Genomic DNA, 20,027 nt, shown 5'->3' with positions numbered 1-20,027 from the left:
ACGAGGGGTTGCCAGGACACTGGCAACCCCTCGCTGCATGTGGCCTCGCGTGGAGCGGGAGTGGGGATCCGCGAGGCCCTTCGACCCTCAGGCCATCAGGCCTTGCAGGCCTTGTCGCCCGCCATGGCCTTCGAGGCATCGGCCTCGGTCTTGAAGGAATGCTTGCCCACCATGAGCTTGGTGGTGGGCTTCATGGCCACCACTTCGCAGCCGGGGCCCTTGGCCTTCAGCGACACGTAGTAGTGTGTGGGCTTGGCTGCAGCAGCGCTGGTTGCGGTGGTGGTGGCGGCCGAGACCGGCAGTGCGGCGCCGAGGCCAAGGATGACCGCGAGGCCGAGCGAGAGCGCGAGGGTGGACTTCATGGGACTTCTCCTGTTGCGACGTGTGCAGTTTCAAGATCGGGCATGATGCCAAGGGTGTTCAGGGCCTTCACATAGGCACGCGCACCCTGCGCGGTCTTGCCCTGCTGGCAGAACTCCCGGGCCTCCGCCTCGAGCGACCTGGCCCGCGGCGAGAGCACCATGTGCTTCGATCTGACTGCCGCGGTCAGCTGTGACTGCAGCAGGGCACATCGCTTCACACCCGGCTTCACCACCGTTGCAGCTTGGGCCCCATCGGTCTGGCCGAGAAGCAGCAGGGTGGCGGACAGCGCGGCGAGGACGTTCATGTGCATGTGGCGTTTCATGAGCATCACCGCCCGTCTGTCTGACGCTGAAGCTAACACCGCTGCGGTGTGTGGTGATGTTACGACTGACGGCATTCTGTTGCATTTTGTTGCAGGCGGCATGCCGTCAATGCGCCACAGTCCTCTGCTCTCTGGGAGCCACCTGCAGGAACCTTGCGGCCATGGCCTCGCGCATTCTCATCGTCGATGACGACCAGGAGATCTGCTCCCTGGTGAAGGCCTATCTGGAACGCTCCGAATTCGAAGTTGATGTGGCGCATGACGGGGCGAGCGCGAAGTCCGCTGTCAGCCGGACTGCGTTCGACCTCCTGCTGCTGGACGTGATGCTGCCGGGGCAGAGCGGACTGGACCTGTGCCGCGACCTGCGCAGCACCAGCAGCGTGCCGATCATCATGCTCACCGCCATGGGCCAGCTCGCCGACAAGGTGACGGGCCTCGAACTCGGTGCGGATGATTACATGGTCAAGCCCTTCGAGCCGCGCGAACTGCTGGCGCGGGCCCGCGCCGCGGTGCGCCGCCGCCAGACCGGGGAACCGGAGGCCGGCGCGGGGCGCCATGCGCTGGACGGCATGGTCGTCGACCCCGGCCTACGCAGCGTGACGGCACCGGACGGGGAAAACGTGGCGCTGACCTTCGCCGAATTCGAACTCCTCGCGCTCCTCCTGGCGCATGCCAATGCCACGCTGCCGCGCGCCCAGATCCTGCAGCAGGTGTTCGGCCGCAGCGCCGGGCTCTATGACCGCAGCGTGGACGTGCTGCTGAGCAGGCTCAGGCGCAAGCTGGCCAAGGCCGGCATCACCCTCGCCATCGAGAGCGTGCGCGCGGTGGGCTACATGCTGGTGGGACAGGTGACGCGATGCTGAAGGCGCTGTTCCGGCCCGGCCCGGGTTGGCTGATCATCACCGTGGTCGTGGCGCTGTTTGCGCTCGAGATCACTGCATTGGGCGTCGCGACCCATGAAGTGTCGCAGACCAGCCGGGCGGGCGACCTGCTGCGCCTGCTCGAGCGCGTCGAGGGCGCAATGCGCGTCATCAACGCCGCGGCACCGGCCGAACGTCAGAAGGCGGTGAAGCTGCTCGACCAGCTGTCGCCCGGCGTCTCCCTCGACAGGACGCCGCTGGTGACAAGCCCGGTGGCGGATGACGACGCGCTGGCGGAGACCGAGGACATCCTGCTCAACAGTGTCGCCGCGCGCGGTGCCATTGAGCTGCGCGTGGCGGAGCAGGACGGCGGCCCCGCGCACAACCCCATGGCGGGCGCGCGCTCCGACGACCCCGGCCCGGTGGAGCTGGGGCTTGCGCGCCTGTCGTCGAGCCTCGCCGGCAGCGGGCGTTTTCTCGCCTCCATCCAGCTTTCCGACGGCGCATGGCTGAACCTCTCCTCGCCACGCTCGCCGCCGCCGCCGCTGCTCTCGCCCGACAGCCTGCAATGGTATGTGCTGTTCTCGCTGCTCATCGTGGCGGCGAGCGTGCTGGCGGTGCGCCGGCTGACGGCCCCCTACCGCCAGCTCGAGATGGCGGTGACGCAGATCGGCCATGACCTGCGCGTGGCGCCCATCGACGAGACCGGCAGCAACCCGGCGCGGGGGCTGATCCGCGCCATCAACACCATGCAGCAGCGGCTGAAGAGCTATGTCGCGGATTATGAATATCTCGCCGTGGCGCTGGCGCATGACCTGAGAACACCGCTCACCCGCATCCGCCTGCGCTCGGAACTGATCGGTGAGGAGACTGGCGCCAAGATCGCCGGCGACGTGCATGACATCGAGGCGATCGTCAACTCGGTGCTGGAATTCGCGCGCTCCGGTGCGGCCGCCGCGGCGCGCGAAACAGTGGACCTGCCGGTGCTGGTGGAACGAACGATCGAAGATTTTCCGGGCGTCGCGGTGGCGGAGGAAGACCGCTCGGTGCCGCTGCTGATCACATCCGACGCGACAGGCCTGAAGCGCTGTCTGTTCAACCTCATCCAGAATGCCCGCCGCCATGGCGATGAGGTGCGCATCATCCTGCGCGCCGAGGATGAGGACGCGGTGATCCTGGTGGAGGATAATGGCCCCGGCATTCCGGCCAGCGAGCTGCCGCAGGTGTTGAGACCCTTCTACCGCGGCGAGGCCTCGCGCAACCGCGCCTCCGGCGGCATCGGGCTTGGTCTCGCCATCACCCAGCGCATCGTGCAGTCGCTGGGCGGGCAGTTGCTGCTCGAGAACCGCGAGGCCGGGGGGCTTCGCGCCACGATCAGGCTGCCGCGGCTGGGTGTCGTTTCCCTATGATTAAATCAAAAGGGGACCTCATCGTCATCACTAGGGAGTTCCTCAAGTATAGAGTCCAAGGCGCCATCGATACCAACCGCTTTTCTTCGGGCATCATGATACAGCTCTCGCAGGAAAAAAAACGAAGAACCGATACTCAATGTTCCTTGTGCGAAATCTGTATGGCTCACACTCTCGATTAGTTCACCCTCTGAATTGAATATTTTGACCGTTATCTCGTCTTCACTACCCGCTAAATCGGCATAGTAAGCTATGGAAACCGAATATCTCGAGAATGCCACGATAAAACTATCTTTACTCGTGTCTTCCTGCCAGCTTAGCTTTCCTTCTTTGGTTGATTTAGCAAGTCTTCTCAAGAGTTCGATATGTTTACTACCGATCATTTCAATTACTCGTAAGTCGCTTTTGTGCTGACACGAGCACGTCGTTTAGATCATCAATTTGCTTTCTAATTATGCCGTTGAATCTGACATGATCCAGTTTGTCTTCTTCACTTCTGCAACGCTTGTCTATTAATCTCTGGATCGAAGTGATCTGTTGTATTGTCATTTGTAACTTCACCTGATCGCCTTCTGGGAAGTGCTGCGAGACTGCCCTTACTCTAATTAAGGATTTTCGAACTTGAGAATGTCGATCCAGTGACATCTCCCAAAGGCGGGACCTATGTAGCCGCATCAATTCATCCATGGCTGATACGGCAGCGGAGAGTTCCGACATTACTTCCACCTCATGCACCCGATTCCTCATCGCGTTAGCGGCGTCTCTGGCTTGCTCCGCAGCCGAGCGGGACTTTAAAGCAGCGAAATAAGTTGCAGCGATCCCAAAGCAGCCAAAAACGAATCCAACTGCCTCAAGGAGGTTCGCGACAGCGCTCGCTGTATCGGAGAGTGCGAATTCCCACAGAAATTGAAGCAACTGCCTATCCACTCACCTATGGATAGAAAGACTATCAGTGAGTAACGAATTTATCAATTAAAAATTGCGCTTTATCAGTGCTGCAATACAGTTAATCGTCAAGACTATCGAGAAACTAGAAACCTATTCAGCACATTGCGGGTGACCATTGCGACGATCTCATCCTTGCGGGTGAGGCCGATGATCCAGTCGCTGGAGCCGGCGTGGAAGACCTCGCCCCTGCCCTTCGGAAAATGCACGATCATGCCGCAGCCGCGCTTGGTGGCCTCGATCGCCGCCGTATCCTTGCGGCCGGTGAGCACCGAGGCGACATATTCACCGTCCTCGGTCCCGAGGAAGCTGCGGCCGGGAAGGATGGTCGAGCCTTCCTCGATCGTCGCCGCGAGGCCGAGGGCGAGGATCTCGATCCCTTCGGGCGCGAGTGACGGATCGGCCACATGGGGCAGGCCGCCGCGGATTTCGTAAGGAAGCCCATCGACCTCGTAGCCGAAGATGCGCGAAGCACCGCCGAGGATGTCACCGTAATAGAGGCCGGTGTTGGCGAAAGCCCAGTGCTCCGGCCGGTAGACAGGGAAACCCTTGGCCCCGCGCGGGCTGCAGCCGGACCAGCTGGCATAAAGGCCGTGGGTGGCATTGAGGCCGAAGCTCGCGGCGCCGGGCCGGCCGATCTCGGGGGCCTCCCAGGATTCGGTCACGCGCTCGCGCGGTCCCTCCTGCATGAAGGGGTCTTCGTCGCGCGCGATGTATTTGTAGCAGGTCTGGGTGCGGCCTTCGTCCGAGAGGCGGATCTGCCACATGAAATTGCCGGCGAAGCGGGCGATGCGGCCGCCCTTCTCCACCCAGGCATCGATGGCGTCGCGCATCTCCCAGGACCAGTATTCGTCATGGCCGACGAGCGCGATGCAGGAATAGCCCTCGATCAGACGCGGGCGATACTGCAGGTCGGTCTGGCTGATGATGTCGAGTGCATAGCCCTCGGCTTCCGCCCAGGTGACGAAGTGGCGCTCGAAGCTGGCCCAGCCCGATGACATGTATTTCTTGGAATAGCCGTTGGCATAGGCCCATTCCATGTGCGGGTAGCGGGGCTCCGAATTGATCGGCGGATCATCCAGCAACACGGCGCGCGGTGCGTCCGGCGGCAGCGAGACGAAACCTTTGGCCAAGGGGCGCTGCGTGCTAAGCACGGGCGAGAAGCGGTCGCCCTTCGGGCCGCAATAGCCCTGGTAATGATTGGAGCCGCCCCAGTCATTATAGGCCGTCCAGGTGGCGGTGGCGGCAATGAGCAGCAGGCGGCCGCGCCTGTCGATGCCGTCACGCGGGCGGACGATGAAAAAATGCTCGTGCATGTCACCGTCGACGCGGGTGCGCAGGATGTAGCCGCCCGAGGGCCAGTCCGGCGCCACGGGGATTTCGAGCGAGACGGGCCAGCCGCAGCCCACGACGGAGCAATCATTCGGCGTGTCGTGCCACGCGCCGCGAAGATCCGAACGCGAGAAGACCCTTTCCGGCGTGTGGCCATCGCGGATGACGTCGACGTCGCAAAGATCCGCATTGGTGCAGATGCTGACCTTCACCGTCTCGCCCGGTGCATAGGAGAGCTGGTCGCAATAGCTCCAGATGCGCGGCTGCGCCGGTGGCTCGCGGAAGGGCCGCTCGGCATAGATGCCGAGTACCGCCTCGCGCCGCCAGGCCTCGCTGCGGTCAGCACTCATCTGAGTTCATCGGCGATGGCCTGGAACATCGCATAGGTGAGATTGTCCAGGGCCTCGTCTGCCGGGATGGGCTGGGAGGACTGCTTCACCGCCACCATGCCGGCATCGTAATCGACATAGATCCACTGGCCATGGATGCCGATGGCGCAGAGCACGCTGGAGTTGGGATCCGGCACGTACCACTTGGACCGGTAGCGGCCATCGGGGAAGAGGTTCACCATCTCGCCGCGCGACCACTGGGCATGGTCGCCCTTGTGCAGGATGTCGTTGATCCACTCCTCCGGCACGATGCGCTGGCCGTTGAAGCGGCCCTTGTTGCGCATCATCTCGCCGAAGCGTGCGAGATCGCCCAAGCTGGTGCAGATGCCGCCTGCCGTGCGCGGGGCACAATGGCGATCGACCGTCACGAAGGCCTCCTGCGCCATGTGCATGGGCTGCCAGATGAGGCGGGAGAGCAGGCTGGCGAAATTCTCGCCCGCCGCACGCTCGAGGATCCAGCCGAGCAGGTCGCTGTTGGGCGAGACGTAATGGAAGCGGCTGCCATGCGGATGCTCCGCCTTGGGCAGGCTCGTCACGAAGGCATTGATGCCATCGGCACTGGCGATCGCCCCCGGCGGGTTCCAGCCCATGGCGGCGCGGTAGCGGGCGACATCACCCTGCGGGTCGAGATAATCCTCGACGAAGCGGATGCTGACCGCCATGTCCAGCACATGGCGCAGCGTGGCGTCGGCATAGGCCGAGCCCTCGACCTCCGGCACGTAGCGCGACACGGGCGCCTCCGGATCGAGCTTGCCCTGCTGCACCAGGATGCCGGCGAGCACGGCGGTGATCGACTTGCTGACCGAGAAGACGATGTGGCGGTCGCTGGCGGTCTGGTTGATGAGGCGCTCGGCCACCACCTCGCCGTCCTTCAGCACCATGAAGCCGTCGGTGTGGGTTTCCTCCAGCGCGGCCTCGGCGCTGCGGCGGCTGCCGGCCCAGACGATGGCCAGCCGGGCCAAATCCAGCTCCTTGCCGCGGCGCAGGGCGGAGGGCGGCGGCGCGGTGGGGATGGGCGCGACCGGGACCAGGCTGTCAACATGGGTGAAGCCCCAGACGCTGAACGGATGTTCGCGCCAATTGTCCAGCGTGGCCGTCGGCAGTGCGTTCCCCATCGAATCCCCCATCAACGCTATTTTTCATGACCTTAGCACGGGAGCGCCCGGTGTCTCGCCCCCGCGGCCGGTCGGGGCTGGCATGTTGCGAGACATTTGTGTATCATGATGCGCAATTGTTTACACGAAGTGCAGGACCATGCCGAAATCCATCCCCGTCGACCCCCAGGCATTCCAACAGGCTGGCGAACTGGCCTTCCCCCGCATTCCCCTCCATGCCTATGCCCGGCCCTTCGGCGCGGAACTGGTGGCGCGAGGCCCGAAAGCGATGGTCGACATCCTGCGCCACATGATGATCGTGCGGGAATTCGAGACCATGCTGGGCGCCTTCAAGGCCAAGGGCAGCTATGCCGACATTCCTTACGTCTACAAAGGGCCTGCCCACCTCTCGCTCGGGCAGGAGGGCGCGGCCGTGGGGGCCGCGCTGGCGCTGGAACCGGCCGACCACATCTTCGGCAGCCACCGCAGCCATGGCGAGTTCATCGCCAAGGGCCTCTCCGCCATCGCCAAGCTGCCGGAGGCGGAGCTGCAGCGCATCATGGCCAGCCACCGCGACGGCGCGCTGCTGCGCATGGTGGAACAGCATCTGCCGCCCACGCCCGTGACCAGCACGGCGGAGAACTTCCTGCTCTTCGGGCTGCTGGCGGAGATCTTCATGAAGGCGGATGGCTTCAATGGCGGCATGGGCGGCTCGATGCATGCCTTCTTCACCCCCTTCGGCGCCTATCCCAACAATGCCATCGTCGGTGCCTCCGCCGGCACCGCCACGGGGGCGGCGCTGCGCAAGAAGCTGGCGGGTGAAGCTTCCATCACGGTCTCGATGAGCGGCGACGGCTCGACCGGTTGCGGGCCCGTTTTCGAGGCGATGAATTTCGCCGCCATGGCGCAGTACCGCACGCTGTGGACGGACGCACGCCCGGGCGGGCTGCCGGTGCTGTTCTTCTTCTCCAACAATTTCTACGCCATGGGCGGGCAGACCATCGGCGAGACCATGGGCTGGGACAGGCTCTCGCGCATCGGCGCGGCGGTGAACCCGCAGGCGCTCCATGCCGAGACGGTGGACGGCACAAACCCGCTGGCGGTGGCCGATGCCGTGGCGCGCAAGCGCGCGCTGCTGCTCGAAGGGAAAGGCCCTGCCCTGCTCGACGTCGAATGCTATCGCTCCGGCGGGCATTCGACCACCGATGCCAATGCCTATCGCACCAAGGAAGAACTGGCGCTGTGGGAGGCGCATGACCCGATCGCCAAGTTCGCGGCCCAGCTGATCAGCGCGGGCGTGATCGACCAGGCGGCGGTCGATGCGATGAAGGCGGAGGTGGCCTCCGCCATGGCGGCGGTGACGCGCGCGGCGGTGACGGCCGCGGCACCCGTCGATGTTCCCGCCGACCCGACGCTGATCGGGCGGCTGATGTTCTCGCATGAGGAGATTCCCGTTCCCGCGGGTGAGGTGAAGCTGCTGGCGCCAATCGAGACGTCGGCACGCATCCGGCAGGATGCCAAGAAGGCGCGCTTCGGGATCGGCACCGATGGCCAGAAGCTCTCCGCCATGCGCGCCATCACCTATCGCGACGGGCTGTTCGAGGCGATCCTGCACCACATGATCCATGACGAGCGCCTCATCGCCTATGGCGAGGAATGCCGCGAATGGGGCGGCGCCTTCGGCGTCTATCGCGGGCTCTCCGACATCCTGCCCTATGAGCGGCTGTTCAATTCGCCGATCTCGGAAGCGGCCATCGTCGCCACCGCCGTGGGCCATGCCATGGAGGGCGGGCGCACGCTGATCGAGCTGATGTATGGCGACTTCATCGGCCGGGCGGGCGACGAGATCTTCAACCAGATGGCCAAGTGGCAGGCCATGTCCGCCGGCATCCTGAAGGTGCCGGTGGTGCTGCGCTGCTCGGTGGGCAGCAAGTATGGCGCGCAGCATTCGCAGGACTGGACGGCGCTGGTGGCGCATATCCCCGGCCTCAAGGTGCTCTATCCGGCAACGCCTTACGACGCGAAGGGGCTGATGGCCTCGGCACTCTCGTCCGAGGACCCGGTGGTGTTCTTCGAGAGCCAGCGCCTCTACGACACGGTCGAGACCTTCCGGCCCGACGGCGTGCCGGCGGACTATTACCGCATTGCCATGGGCGAGCCCGACGTGAAGCGCGACGGCGGCCACGCAACCGTGCTGACCATCGGACCCTCGCTCTACCCAGCCCTTGCCGCCGCGCAGGAACTGGAGGAGAGCCATGGCCTGTCGCTCGAGGTGATCGATGCACGCTCGCTGGTGCCCTTCAACTATGACCCGGTGATCCGCTCGATCGAGAAGACCGGGCACCTGCTGGTGGTGACGGAGGCCTCGGAACGCGGCTCCTTCGCCATGACGCTTGCCGCCAACCTCACGCGCTTCGCCTTCGGCAGCCTGAAATCAGCGCCGCGCGTGCTGGGTTCGCCCAACTGGATCGTGCCGGGGGCGGAGATGGAGACGAGCTATTTCCCGCAGGCGGACGACATCATCGAGATCGTCACGTCAGAGTTCCATCCGGACAAGCATTCGAACCGCCGCGGCATCCGCAACTGGGATGACCGCACACTCGCCCGCAACGGCCTTTGAGGAGGACAGAGACATGAGCACCGACGTCGTGATGCCGCAGCTTGGCAACGAGATCACCGAGGCCCAGATCGACTACTGGTCGAAGGGCCCGGGCGACAAGGTGGAGAAGGGCGAGATGCTGCTGACCATCACCACGCCCAAGCTCACCATGGAAATCGAGGCGCCGGCCTCCGGCACGCTGAAGGAAATCCGCGTGCCGGCGGACGAGATCGCGAGCGTGGGCGACGTTCTCGCCGTCATCGACGAGGCGTGATGCAAGGCCTCACCTTCAAGACGCTGGGTGGCGAGGGGCCGGATCTCGTGCTGATCCACGGCTTCGGCTCCGACCGCCTGTCCTGGGCGGGCACCTCGCCCGCGCTGATGGAGGTGGCGCGCGTCCATTCCCTCGACCTGCCGGGGCATGGGGACTCGCTTGCCGCCGATGCCGGGGATGGCAGCGCGGCGGCACTCGCCGGGGCGGTGACGGCGGCACTCGATGCGCAGGGGATGGGCCCCGTGCACCTGCTTGGCCATTCGCTGGGCGGCAGCATTGCCATGCTGATGGCGTTGGGCCAGCCGGAGCGCGTGCGCTCGCTGACGCTCCTCGCACCCGCCGGTCTCGGCCACGCGATCGACCATGACTTCCTGGCGCGCTTCCCGGACCTTGCGACCAAGGAAGAGGCAGAGGCGCTGCTGCAGAAGCTCGTCTCCAAGCCGCTGCTCATCAACCGCTTCACCATTGCCCGCGTGCTGGAGCAACTTTCGCGCACCGGTGCCCGCGAGGCACTGCGCGCCATCGCAAAGGGCGTGGAGGCACATGAGGAGCAGCTGGGCGAAGCCGCCCGGCTCATCGCGGCGACGGGCCTGCCGCGCCTCGTCATCTTCGGTGGCGCGGATGCCATCAACCCGCCGAGCCCGGCTGCCCTCGCGGCCTTCGGGGGCCAGCAGCTGGTGATCCCCGAGGCCGGCCACCTGCCGCATGTCGAGGCGGCACGCCAGGTGAATGCTGCCATCACCGCCTTCATCACGCGCGTGGGTGGCTGAGCCATGGCCAAGCTGAAGCGCAATGCAGGCGCGGCCCTGGCAGACGACGCGGCGCTGCGGCTGCGCGCGGCCTGGCTCTACCACGCCTTCGGCTTCACCCAGTCGGAGGTGGCGGAACAGCTGGGCATTGGCCGCTCCACCGTCATCCGCCTGCTCGAGGAGGCGCGGCAGCGCGGCGAGGTGCGGATCACCATCGAGGACCGGGTGCCGGACCTCGCCGAACTCTCGATCCGCCTCGAACGGGCGCTGGGTCTCGACGAGGCCATCGTGGTGCCGTCGCCTGCCAATGGCGAGGGCACGCGGCGCGCGGTGGGGCTGGCGCTCGGCCGCCTGCTGTCGGACGCGGTGACGGACGGCATGACTATCGGCGTCGGCTGGGGCCGCACGCTCAGTGCCGCACTCGAAAGCTTCAATCCGCCAAAACGGCAGGGCGTGAAGGTGATGTCGCTGATGGGCGGTGCTGTCGAGACGCAATTCGCCAACCCCTTCGAATTCGCCTGGCGGCTGGCGAGCGCGCTGCAGGCGGAGTGCTTCCTGTTCCCCGCCCCGCTGGTCGTGGACAGTGCGGAGACGCGTGCGCGGCTGATGGCGGACCGTGGCATCGCGCGCTTGCGCGGGCTTGCCCAGTCGCTCGACCTCGCGGTGGTGAGTGCGGGCGGGCTGAAGGAGAGCTCCGGCTCGCTGGTGCGCCAGCTGATCACGGATGAGGAGGCGGCCCAGCTGCTGCGGGCCGGTTGCGTGGCGGACATCATGTGCAACTTCATCGACGCGCAGGGGCAGCTGGTCGATCACCCGATCAATGAGCGCATCATGTCCGTCGGGGTCGAGACGCTGAAGGCGGCGCCGCACAAGGTGCTGGCGAGTGGTGGGCAGGAGCGCGCGGCGGCGATCCTCGCCGTGCACCGGAGCATCGGCTGCAACACGCTGGTGACCGACGAGCAGGCAGCGCGGGCCCTGCTCGGACTGCTCTAGCACGCGGCAGCGGGGGCGCCGCGCCCAGCGCTACGCGGCAGCGCGCCTCGGCGGCGGTGCCGCCGCGGCAGTCAGCAGCCTGCCATCCGGCGGCAGGGGTTCATGCAGTGACCAGCGCGCCAGTTCTTCGGCGTAGAGCTGCGGCGGGATGCTGTCGCCTTCATGGCCTTCCACCAGGGCAAGGCCGATCTGCTCATAGGCAGTGAGGTTGGTGAGACCGGGAACCGGCAGTGCGCCGCTGCGGAACTCTTCCCACATCCGGTCATAGAGGGCCTCGAGGCTGTTCACCAGAAGCGCCGTGTCGAACAGAATGGAATTGCCGCGGCCGGCTTTCAGCCGTTCACGCAATTCCGCTGCCGCACCCGGCACCTCCGCGATGGCGACGGCGCGGGAGACATAGTCCTCGAGGCTGGTGCAGACGAGGTCCGGCATGCCGGCCGACTTCACCAGCCCGGCGCAGACGCGCGCCGCGAAGCCCCGGCCCTCCAGCGTCAGCACCGGCGTTCCCATCCACATGGCGTCAGAGGCCGTGGTGTGGGCGCCATAGGGGAAGGTGTCGAGGAACAGGTCCGCCAGCGCATAGCGCGCGAGGTGCTGGGGATTCGGCCGCTTCGGCGCGAAGCACAGGCGCTCGGGCGCGATGCCCGCCGCCGCCGCCATGGCGCGCAGCCGGGCATTGGTTTCGCTTGACGAGTCGAGCAGCCACAGCACGCTCCCCTCCACCGCGGCAAGGATCTTCAGCCACGCGCCGAAGACCTGCGGCGTGATCTTCTGCGTGCCGTTGAGGCAGCAGAAGACGAAGCCCTGCTCCGGCAGGCCTTCAGCGGCGCGCTGCGGCGGCTCGGGCGCCACCGTGCGCTTGCGGTCATTGGGCTGGTAACAGGGCAGGCGCAGGACCCGCTCGGTGAAGAAGCATTCATGGCCCTCCGGCACCACATGGCCGTCGGCGATGAGGTAATGGTGATAGGGTGTCGCCATGCTGCCGGGAAAACCGAACCAGTTGGCGGCGATGGGCGCGGGCCGGCGTGCGAAGACGGCCGTGCGGGCATCACGCGTATAGCCGTTGACGTCGATGAGGATGTCGATCCCGTCAGCCGCAATGCGCGCTGCGGCGGCATCATCGGTGAGGCCGGTGATATCGGTCCAGCCATCGACCGCGGCATGGATCCGGGCCCGCGTGGCATCCTCGCGCGCAATGCCGCAGTAATAGGCATGGATCTCGAAGCGGCTGCGGTCATGCAGTTCCAGGGCCTCCGCCAGGCCGAAGCCAACGGCGTGCTCGCGGAGATCGGACGAGACATAGCCGATCTTCAGCCGCGCGGGCCGCTCGCACCGGCGGGCAGCATGGTCGAAGAGTGCGGGCGGCCGCGCGATCGACTGCCGCGCATAGCTGGCGTTGCGGGCCAGCTGGAAGACGGGATCATCGAACATCACGGCGGCCGACAGCGGCGATATGTTGGCGAGGAGCCGCCTTGCCTCCACCCCGTCCCAGCCCTGCACCACGGGCCACTTGCACTGCTTCTGGCGCAGCGCAATCCAGTGCTGCACCGCCTGCGCGCTTTCCGGCGACAGGTCGATGGCCTGGCGCAGCGCATCTTCGGCCGCCGCATCGGCATGGTTGGATTCCAGAACCCGGCCGATCTGGTGCAGTGCCATCAGCTTGTGGCGCAGGGTTGTTCCGTTGAGGGCCGGCAAGCGGTTGACCAGCGCCAGCCACTGGCTGACGGCGGCTCCGGCCTGGCCCTGGTCCTCCAGCGCCCGCCCGAGATTGATGTAGGACGGGTGGAAATCGGGGTCGATGCGCAGCGCGTCACGCAGGGCGTTGATGGCGGCGAAGGAATCACCACCACGCTGCGCCACCACCGCCATGTTGAAGTGCGCCGGCGCCAGGTGCGGGTCGTCCGGGTTGAGCGCGATCCAGCGCTTGTAGAGCTCGGCGGCAGCCGCGGCACCTTCGGCCTTCTCGATGATGTCTGCGTCACGAAACAGCGCGGCGATGGTGGATGGCAAGGCTGGAGGATCTCCCGGCTAGCTGTTGGAGGCGACGATGAGGGCGGTGAGCTGGTCGGAGCTCATCAGCCCGATCTGCGAGGTGGTGAAGGCGTTGGCCTGGGTCGAGGACAGGGCGGCGATCTGGTCGGTGGTGATGCCGGCAATCGCCGAGGTGGCGAGCGACGGGATGCCGGTGGTTTCGTTCAGCGAGGCGAAGTTGGTGGTGCTGAGTGCTGCGACCTGCGCCGATGTGAGCGCCCCCGCCTGTGTCGAGCTCAGCCCCGAGAAGATGGCGGTGTCGAGGCTGTCCAGGGCCGAAGGCGTGATGGCGCGGAACTGGCTGGCATCGAGCGTGCCGATCTGCGTCGTGGTGAAGCGGTCGAGCGCGGTGGAGGTGAGGCCGGCGATCTGCGCGGTGGAGAGCGAGGACGCCGTCAGCACGGTGAGCTGAGCGGTGTCCAGCGCGTTGAGCTGGCTGGAGGTGAAGCCGCGCAGCTGCGTCGAGCTGAGCAGGCCCAGCTGCGTGTCCGAGAAGTCGGTGATCTCGGTGGTGGTGAGGCCGCCCAGCTGCGTGGCGGTCACCGCGCCCAGCTGGGTGGTGCTCCAGGCCTGGATGTCGGTGGAGCCGAAGGCGGAGAGCACGCTGGCCGACAGCGCGCCGATCTGGCCGGCGGAGAGCGACTGCACCTGCGTGCTGGACAGGTTGCCCGCCGCCGTGGTGTCGAGCCCCGCCACCTGCTGGGTGGAGAGCGAGGCAACGTCCAGCGCCTGCAGATAGGTGCTGGTGAGGCCGCTCAGCTGGGTTGCCGTCAGGCCGCGCAGCTGGGTGGAGGTGAGGCTGGCAAGCTGGGTCGTCGAGAAGTCCTCGACCTCGGTGGCGGCGATGCCGACGAACTGCTGCGAGGTGAGTGCGCCGAGCTGGGTGGTGGACCAGCCCTGCAATTCGGTGGACGACAGTGCCGACAGGCCGGTGGCCGAGAGTACGGCGATCTGCACGGTGGTCAGTGCCTGGGCCTGGGTGGTGGTCAGCGCATCAAGCGCCGTCGAGGTCATGGCGCGGATCTGCGCCGTCGAGAGGTCTGCAACGTTCAGCGCATTGAGCTGCGTGGTGCCGATGTTGTTGACCTGGGTGGAGGTGAGGCCCCTCACCTGGGTCGACGTCAGCTGGCCCAGCTGGGTATCGGAGAAGTTGGCGATCGCCGTGGTGGTGAGCTGCGACATCTGCCGTGTGGTGATGGCACCGAGCTGGGTGGTGCTCCAGGCCTGCAGGTCGGTGGATGCAACGGCGCCAAGCCCGCTTGCCGTCATTGCCGTGACCTGGGTGACGGTGAAGGCCCGGGCCTGGGTGGAGGTAAGGTTGGTGATGGCGGTGGTGCTGAGGCCCGCCACCTGCGTGCCGGACAGGCTCGTCACGTCCAGCGCATTGAGCTGGGTGGTGGCCAGGTTGTTGAGCTGGGTGGAGGTGAGGCCGCGCAGCTGGGTCGAGCTGAGCTGGCCCAGCTGCGTATCGGAGAAGTCGGCGATGCCGGTCGTCGTCAGCCCGGCGAGCTGCTGCGAGGTGATGGCGCCGAGCTGCGTCGTCGACCAGCCCTGGACCACGGTGGAGTCGAAGGCCTCAAGCCCGGCTGCGCTGAGGGCGGCGATCTGCAGCGTGCCGAGCGACTGCGCCTGGGTGGTCGTCAGCGTGCCGATGGCCGTGGCGCTCATGTTGCGGATCTGCGACACCGAGAGGTCGGTGACGTTCAGAGCGTTGAGCTGCGTCGAGGCCAGGTTGTTGAGCTGGGTGGAGGTGAGGCCCTTGACCTGCGTGGCGGTGAGCTGGCCCAGCTGCGTGTCTGAGAAGTCGGCCAGCGCCGTGGTGGTGAGGCCGGCCAGCTGCTGCGAGGTGATGGCGCCGAGCTGCGTGGTGCTCCAGCCCTGGACCTCCGTCGAGGTCAGCGCATCGAGCCCCGTGACCGAGATGGCGGCGAGCTGCGCGGTGGTGAGCGACTGTGCCTGGGTGGTGGACAGCGCATCGATCGCCGTCGAGCTCATGCCGCGGATCTGCGTGGCGGAAAGCGCCGTCACGTCGAGGGCATTGAGCTGGGTGGAGGCGAGATTGTTGAGCTGCAGCGTGGTGAGGCCACGGATCTGCGTCGAGGTCAGGAGGCCGAGCTGCGTGTCCGAGAGATCGGCCAGGCCGGTGGTGGTGAGGCCGCCCAGCTGCTGGGAGGTGAGCGCCGAGAGCTGGGTCGTCGACCAGCCCTGCAATTCCGTCGAGGTGAGCGCCTCGAGGCCGGCGGCGGAGAGAACCGCGATCTGCGACGTGGTGAGGCCCTGCGCCTGGGTCGTCGACAGGGCATCGACGGCGGTCGAGGTCATGCCGCGAACCTGGGTCGCCGAGAGATCGGCGATGTTCAGCGCGTTGAGCTGGGTGGATGCGAGGTTGTTCAGCTGGGTGGTGGTCAGGCCGCGCACCTGCGTGGAGGTGAGCTGGCCAAGCTGGGTATCCGAGAATTCGGCAAGCGCCGTGGTGGTGAGCCCGGCAAGCTGGCGGGAGGTGAGGGCGCCGAGCTGGGTCGTCGTCCAGGCCTGGACGTCGGTCGATTCGAGCGCCTCCACCGCATAGGCCTGCAGCAGCCCGATCTGCCCGGTGGTGAGCGAAGCCGCCTGCGTGTCGGTGAGATTGGTGATGGTGGCCGCGATCAGCGACTTGATGGCGGTGGTCGAGATCGCCTGCACCTGGGCGGTGTCCAGGGTGGTGAGGTCGGTCGTCTCCATGGCATTGATCTGCGCCGCGGTCAGGGCGCCCACCTGCGTGGTGCTGAGCGCCTGTACGTCGGTCGTCGACAGTGCCCGGATGGCGGTGGTGCTCAGGGTCGCGATCTGCCTGGTGGTCAGCGACGAAACGATCGACATGGATGGGCTCCTGCCGGGCAGCGCGACGCGCGCCCAATAACCTCACGATCCGCATGGAGACATTGCCGCGGCAACCCTGTGCGAGACTTGCACAGCGTCCTGATGGCCGGAGTTGCGACGGTATTGGTGAGGCGGCATCATGCCCGCGGGCCATGATAGCCCGCATTCCGCACGGCGCGAAACTAACCCGGCAGGTCTAAACGGGGGGTTAAGGCAGGATCAGACGTCGAGGTTCGCGACACTCAGCGCGTTCTCGCGGATGAAGTCGCGGCGCGGTTCCACCACGTCGCCCATCAGCTTGGTGAAGATGTCATCCGCCTCGTCGAGCTCGGACACCTTCACGCGCAGCAGCGTGCGGACGTTGGGGTCGAGCGTCGTCTCCCACAGCTGCTCGGGGTTCATCTCGCCCAGGCCCTTGTAGCGCTGCATGGTGATGCCCTTGCGGCCGAATGCGAAGACGGCATCGAGCAGCGAGGTGGGGCCGTGGATGACCGTCTCGCCATCCTTGCGGCGGAGCTTCGCGGGCTTCTCGTAGATCTCCTGCAGATGCACCGACTTCCTGTCGAGGCGCAGCGCATCGGCAGAGCCGATGAGCTTGCCGTCGAGCGTCCAGGCCTCCTTCACGCCGCGCACCTCGCGGGTGAAGCTCAAGCCGCCATCCGTCGTCGGCTCACCCACCCAGCCACGCTCGGTCTCGTCGGCGATCACGTCGAGGCGGCGCGCGATATAGGCCGCGGCATCCGTCGCGCGCTCGGTGCTCGACAGAACTTCCGGGTTCAGCACGCCGGCAATCGCCGCCTGCTCCAGCAGCGGGCGCGGATAGCGCGAATGCAGCGCGTCGAGGGCGGCACGCACCGAGAGGGCTTCCTCCACGATGGCGCGCAGGTCCTGGCCTGCCCGCTCCGTGCCATCGGCCAGCACCAGCGTGGTGTTCTCGAGGCCGGTGTTGACGAGATAGTCCTCCAGCGCCTTCGAATCCTTCAGGTACTGCTCGGAGGAGCCGCGCTTCACCTTGTAGAGCGGCGGCTGGGCGATGAAGAGGTGGCCGCGCTCGATCACCTCCGGCATCTGCCGGTAGAAGAAGGTGAGGAGCAGCGTTCGGATATGGGCGCCGTCGACGTCGGCGTCGGTCATGATGATGATCTTGTGGTAACGCAGCTTGTCGGCGTTGAATTCCTCGCGGCCGATGCCGGTGCCCAGGGCGGTGATCAGCGTGCCGATCTCGGCGGAGGACAGCATCTTGTCGAAGCGGGCGCGCTCGACGTTGAGAATCTTGCCGCGCAGCGGAAGCACGGCCTGGTTCTCGCGGTGGCGCGCCTGCTTGGCCGAGCCGCCGGCCGAGTCACCCTCGACGATGAAGAGTTCGGACTTGGCGGGGTCACGCTCCTGGCAGTCGGCGAGCTTTCCGGGCAGCGACGAGATGTCGAGCGCACCCTTGCGCCGTGTGAGCTCACGCGCCTTGCGGGCGGCCTCGCGCGCGGCGGCGGCTTCCACGACCTTGGAGACGATGGCGCGGGCCTCGGACGGATGCTCCTCGAACCAGGCGCCGAGCTGCTCGTTGACGAGGTTCTCGACCACCGGGCGGACTTCGGAGGAGACCAGCTTGTCCTTGGTCTGCGAGGAGAACTTGGGGTCCGGCACCTTGACGGAGAGCACGCAGGTGAGCGCCTCGCGCGCGTCGTCTCCCGTCAGGGCCACCTTCTCCTTCTTGGCGATGCCGCTGTCATTCGCGTAATTGTTGACGACACGGGTGAGCGCGCCGCGGAAGCCCGCCAGATGCGTGCCGCCGTCGCGCTGCGGAATGTTGTTGGTGAAGCACAGCACGTTCTCGTGATAGCTGTCGTTCCACCACAGCGCACAGTCGACCGTGATGCCGTCACGCTCGCCATGGATCATGATGGGCTCGGACAGCACCGCCTGCTTGGTGCGGTCGAGATAGCGCACGAAGGCGGCGATGCCGCCCTCGTAGAACAGCTCCACCACCTTGTCTTCCACGCCGCGCTTGTCGGTGAGGATGATGCGCACGCCGGAATTCAGGAAGGCGAGTTCGCGCAGCCGGTGCTCCAGCGTGCCAAGGTCGAACTCCGTCCTGGTGAAGGTCTCGGAGGACGGCAGGAAGGTCACCTCCGTGCCGCGCCGGTCCGGCGCGTCGCCCACCACCTTCAGCGGCGCATCCGGCTCGCCATGGGTGAAGCTCATGAAGTGTTCCTTGCCATCGCGGAAGATGGTGAGCTTGAGCTTGACCGACAGCGCATTGACCACGGACACGCCGACGCCGTGCAGGCCGCCCGACACCTTGTAGGAATTCTGGTCGAATTTGCCGCCGGCATGCAGCTGGGTCATGATGACCTCGGCGGCCGAGACGCCTTCGGAGGGGTGGATGTCGGTCGGGATGCCGCGGCCGTTGTCGGTGACCGTGCAGGAGCCATCGGCATTGAGCGTCACCGTCACATGCGTGGCGTGGCCGGCGAGCGCCTCGTCGATGGCGTTGTCGACGACCTCGTAGACCATGTGGTGCAGGCCGGAACCGTCATCCGTGTCACCGATATACATGCCGGGGCGCTTGCGCACGGCATCGAGCCCCTTGAGGACCTTGATCGAGTCCGCGCCGTAGGTGCCATTGCCGTTTCCGGTGTTCTCAACGTCTGACATCAGTCTTCCATCGCTTCCGAGACGCGGCCGTCCTCCACCTGGAAGACCTGGCCCATCTCACCAATTGCCTCGAACAGCACTGCGTCTGTTCCCGTCATCCAGCTCTGCGACCCAAGGGCCGACAGTGCTTCGATCAAACTCCTGCGCCGCGCCCGGTCGAGATGGGCTGCCACCTCGTCGAGCAACAGCAGCGGCGGAACCCCCGCGCCTGCCTTCACGGCGCGGGCCTGCGCCAGCACCAGGCCGATCAGCAGCGCCTTCTGCTCCCCCGTGGAGCAGTGTGCCGCGGCCATCCGCTTCGGCCCGTGGACCACCTCCAGATCGCTCCGGTGAGGGCCCCTGAGGGTCCGCCCCGCCGCCCGGTCCAACCCCCGCGAATCGCGTAAAATCCTACGATATTCGTCCTCGACTTGCACGGCAGGTTTCTGGGCCACCAGCGCCTCGATCTCGCCCGCGACGGCAACCTCCGCCCAGGGGAAGGAACTGGTCTCCCGGCCCTCCCCTATATGGGTCTCTAGGGCCTCCAATCCAACCAGCCGGGCGGCCGAAATCGCCACCGCGGCCTCCGCCATGTGGGCCTCGAGGCTCGAGAGCCAGGCGGGGTCCGGGCGGGCCTCCTCCAACAGCAGGTTGCGCTCGCGCATCACCTTCTCGAACACCGTGATGCGGGCGGCATGTTCCGGGTCGAAGGCCGTGACCATGCGGTCGAGGAAGCGCCGCCGGTCCGAGGCCGGCCCGGCAAACAGCCGGTCCTGCGCCGGGGTCAGCCAGAGCAGGCGCATGGTATCGCCCAGCGCACCGGGCCCCTTCTGCGCCTCGCCGTCGATGACGACCTGGCGGCCGCCGCCATCCCCGCCATCGGCCTGGCCGCTCCAGGCCGTGCCGAGGGACACGCGGCCATGCTCGGCCTCCACCTCGGCGGCAATGGCCCAGGAACCGGAGCCACCCTGGCGGGGGAGTTCATCGAAGGTGACACCCCGGAGGCCCCGGCCAGGCGACAGCAGCGAGATCGCCTCGAGGATATTGGTCTTGCCCGCGCCATTCGCACCCGTCAGCGCCACCAGCTGCGCGCCCGTCTCGAGGCGCAGCGCGGGATAGTTGCGGAACTCCGTCAGCGTCAGCCTTCGGATGGCGAGGATCGGGGAATCGGTCACAA

The 20,027-nt window shown here is 66.4% G+C and carries 15 protein-coding genes; 6 read left to right on the top strand and 9 right to left on the bottom strand.

Translation table 11 applies throughout. The features are described 5' to 3' along the window. Positions 1-95: 95 nt before the first annotated feature. Both DK847_RS12880 and DK847_RS12875 read right to left on the bottom strand, forming a co-directional pair. Complete coding sequence (locus DK847_RS12880) at positions 96-362, bottom strand: hypothetical protein (RefSeq protein WP_111198918.1); 267 nt, start codon at positions 360-362, stop codon at positions 96-98. Beyond that, positions 359-673, bottom strand: coding sequence for a hypothetical protein (locus tag DK847_RS12875; protein WP_146256115.1), 315 nt, complete (start codon positions 671-673; stop codon positions 359-361). Before DK847_RS12875 ends, DK847_RS12880 begins: the two co-directional genes overlap by 4 nt. A 173-nt stretch (positions 674-846) precedes the next feature. On the opposite strand from DK847_RS12875, the gene DK847_RS12870 reads away from it, so the two are divergent. Both DK847_RS12870 and DK847_RS12865 read left to right on the top strand, forming a co-directional pair. Next, complete coding sequence (locus DK847_RS12870; protein ID WP_161957257.1) at positions 847-1,548, top strand: response regulator transcription factor; 702 nt, start codon at positions 847-849, stop codon at positions 1,546-1,548. After that, positions 1,542-2,954 (top strand): ATP-binding protein, encoded by a 1,413-nt coding sequence (locus tag DK847_RS12865; RefSeq protein WP_111198915.1) that lies wholly within the window; start codon positions 1,542-1,544, stop codon positions 2,952-2,954. The genes DK847_RS12870 and DK847_RS12865 overlap by 7 nt, the downstream gene beginning before the upstream one ends. 5 nt (positions 2,955-2,959) lie before the next feature. Here the strand turns inward: DK847_RS12865 and DK847_RS20405 are convergent, their stop codons facing one another. The 3 genes from DK847_RS20405 to DK847_RS12850 form a co-directional block, all read right to left on the bottom strand. Beyond that, on the bottom strand, positions 2,960-3,337 hold the full coding sequence (locus DK847_RS20405) for a hypothetical protein (protein ID WP_146256114.1): 378 nt from the start codon (positions 3,335-3,337) through the stop codon (positions 2,960-2,962). Positions 3,338-3,973: 636 nt separating this feature from the next. Further along, positions 3,974-5,581, bottom strand: a complete 1,608-nt coding sequence (locus DK847_RS12855; RefSeq protein WP_111198913.1) for a N,N-dimethylformamidase beta subunit family domain-containing protein — start codon at positions 5,579-5,581, stop codon at positions 3,974-3,976. Further along, positions 5,578-6,735: a serine hydrolase domain-containing protein gene (locus DK847_RS12850; protein WP_161957256.1), complete on the bottom strand. Its 1,158-nt coding sequence runs from the start codon at positions 6,733-6,735 to the stop codon at positions 5,578-5,580. Before DK847_RS12850 ends, DK847_RS12855 begins: the two co-directional genes overlap by 4 nt. A gap of 139 nt (positions 6,736-6,874) precedes the next feature. On the opposite strand from DK847_RS12850, the gene DK847_RS12845 reads away from it, so the two are divergent. Genes DK847_RS12845 through DK847_RS12830 form a run of 4 tightly spaced genes read left to right on the top strand, consistent with a single transcriptional unit; the run spans position 6,875 to position 11,329 of the window. Further along, positions 6,875-9,334: an alpha-ketoacid dehydrogenase subunit alpha/beta gene (locus DK847_RS12845; RefSeq protein ID WP_111198911.1), complete on the top strand. Its 2,460-nt coding sequence runs from the start codon at positions 6,875-6,877 to the stop codon at positions 9,332-9,334. A gap of 13 nt (positions 9,335-9,347) precedes the next feature. Beyond that, positions 9,348-9,587: a biotin/lipoyl-containing protein gene (locus DK847_RS12840; protein WP_111198910.1), complete on the top strand. Its 240-nt coding sequence runs from the start codon at positions 9,348-9,350 to the stop codon at positions 9,585-9,587. Next, a complete protein-coding gene (locus DK847_RS12835) occupies positions 9,587-10,357 on the top strand; it encodes an alpha/beta fold hydrolase (RefSeq protein WP_111198909.1) in 771 nt (256 codons plus the stop codon). Before DK847_RS12840 ends, DK847_RS12835 begins: the two co-directional genes overlap by 1 nt. A 3-nt stretch (positions 10,358-10,360) precedes the next feature. After that, complete coding sequence (locus DK847_RS12830) at positions 10,361-11,329, top strand: sugar-binding transcriptional regulator (RefSeq protein WP_111198908.1); 969 nt, start codon at positions 10,361-10,363, stop codon at positions 11,327-11,329. A 30-nt stretch (positions 11,330-11,359) separates the two neighbouring features. Here the strand turns inward: DK847_RS12830 and DK847_RS12825 are convergent, their stop codons facing one another. The 4 genes from DK847_RS12825 to recF all read right to left on the bottom strand — a co-directional run bounded on the left by DK847_RS12825 (position 11,360) and on the right by recF (position 20,025). Further along, a complete protein-coding gene (locus DK847_RS12825; RefSeq protein ID WP_111198907.1) occupies positions 11,360-13,339 on the bottom strand; it encodes an O-linked N-acetylglucosamine transferase, SPINDLY family protein in 1,980 nt (659 codons plus the stop codon). An 18-nt stretch (positions 13,340-13,357) separates the two neighbouring features. Further along, a complete protein-coding gene (locus DK847_RS12820) occupies positions 13,358-16,219 on the bottom strand; it encodes a beta strand repeat-containing protein (protein WP_111198906.1) in 2,862 nt (953 codons plus the stop codon). A gap of 219 nt (positions 16,220-16,438) precedes the next feature. Next, a complete protein-coding gene (gene gyrB / locus DK847_RS12815) occupies positions 16,439-18,871 on the bottom strand; it encodes a DNA topoisomerase (ATP-hydrolyzing) subunit B (protein ID WP_111198905.1) in 2,433 nt (810 codons plus the stop codon). Further along, positions 18,871-20,025 (bottom strand): DNA replication/repair protein RecF, encoded by a 1,155-nt coding sequence (recF, locus tag DK847_RS12810; RefSeq protein WP_111198904.1) that lies wholly within the window; start codon positions 20,023-20,025, stop codon positions 18,871-18,873. The genes gyrB and recF overlap by 1 nt, the downstream gene beginning before the upstream one ends. Positions 20,026-20,027: the final 2 nt, after the last annotated feature.

Source organism: Aestuariivirga litoralis (assembly GCF_003234965.1).
In the GTDB taxonomy this organism is placed as follows: Bacteria; Pseudomonadota; Alphaproteobacteria; order Rhizobiales; family Aestuariivirgaceae; genus Aestuariivirga; species Aestuariivirga litoralis.
Note: the sequence above shows the minus strand (reverse complement) of the source record. Positions and strands in the feature narration are given on the sequence as shown.